Source organism: Chamaesiphon sp. OTE_20_metabat_361 (genome assembly GCF_031364565.1).
The window spans coordinates 1-1,628 of the sequence record NZ_JANLWO010000169.1; the positions used below are offsets into that span (position 1 = coordinate 1).

Annotated in this window: 1 protein-coding gene; it reads right to left on the reverse strand. The window is 49.4% G+C overall.

The features are described from left to right. A partial coding sequence (locus RMO35_RS04680) for a carotenoid oxygenase family protein (RefSeq protein ID WP_309738908.1) occupies positions 1 to 1,614 on the reverse strand: 1,614 nt, incomplete at its 3' end. Positions 1,615 to 1,628: the final 14 nt, after the last annotated feature.

A 1,628-nucleotide genomic window follows, 5' to 3' on the forward strand; every position in this document is an offset into this window, starting at 1 on the left:
AATCGGTTTGCCTTTGAAGTCATCGGCATGAAATACCCAAATTTCGTCTTGGGCGACAGTATGCGGATTATGGGGTTCGGCATCGGACATGATGACACAGACAATATAACCGTGGGTGGCGGGATCTCGATCGGGCGGACATGGATCTTTGCTGGGGATAAACTGAGGACTCCGCGCCAAATAACCGATCGGAAATTCAAAACTATCGGCGATTTCCATCCGCTCGGTGTCGATTCTCAACAAGGTTGCTGGCATATCGGACTGTGGTAAACCCTCGACGGGGATGACTCGATTGTCCCGATCGCGATATGCTCGATAGATGCGTTTGGGAATTGTTTCCCAGGTAAAGCCCCAACCCATCCAGTACAAACTGGTAATTTTTTCGCCAGTTTCTAATTCGCTATCGCGGTTGAGGTTGCGGTGCGTGTTGACTGATACCGACCAGGTATTGCATTTACTGGGATTATCGCCAGTATCGCTGAGGAAGTTTGCTTTAATTACGGCACCTGTTTTAGCATCGATCGTATATCGCGCCACGCTATTAAGATCGACGGGTGCGGGTTGGAAGCCGCGAAATTCTTTTCGCAAACATTTGGTTTGTGTCACTGGCGGTAAGCCTTTATTTACGCCAGCTAATGCTTCGATGCCTTTCGTAATTGCGGGTGTATTTTCACAGTCGAGATTGACGGATTCATCGTACTCGCCGATCCATTCCGTGACATCCCAGCCCCCATTATGGGCGGACATGAGGGTAATCTTACCGTCGGGATTGCGGTAATCGGTGACGAAGTGGGAAACCTCGCGAGGGAGGACGATTTTGATGGCGGTAAGCGTCGCTGGTTTCCCAGCGGAGATGGGTTTGTCTAGATCCGATCGAGCGATCGAATACAAGTTAGCATAGGGCAATGGTTGCACTAATTTGAGAAACATTAATGACAGCCAGTAACCGATTTGCACGGAGTATTTACGGATGCCACCAAACAGAAAGGGTGCAAAAATTTGGGATAACTCGATCTTAAAGGCAATGTCGCCGACGATAATATAGTCTTCCGTTAACGCCATCTGATGAATCGCTTGCTGGATGATGACTGGTTCGCCATTGGGGAGTACCAATCGCCATTTTTCAAAGCTTTGGCTGTCAAATCGATATCGCACCAAACTTGTAAACGCACCCCAAGGATTTTTGAGAATCACGCCATCTAAACCGCGCCTAGCCTTGTACCAGCGACGAAATCTGTCGATAACACTGAGCAAACTCAATCCTGCTGAATAATTTGCCGTAATAAACTCCCCTGCCTCATCGCCTGACTGGAGATGGTCGCAAACGGGATGCGCGGGGTTAGAATAAGGCTGAAAAACTTGCGTCAACCAAGCGGGTTGTTTGGGAGCCAATCCTTGCCAATTGCTAGCTGCTCCAATCGGTTCGAGCAGTTCGAGCGAGTCGGGATCGATAATGTGGGGACGCGCCGCATCGAAGGTGGCAAGCAGATGCTCTTTAGTCGCTACAAATGCGGTATTCATCTGGTTGCGGGTGCCTAAGAGGAGGCTGTGACGCACCATTCCGCCGTCGAGAAACCGATAACCAATTTTGTCAAATTTGGGGACTAATTGCACCGCTAGATCGGCAT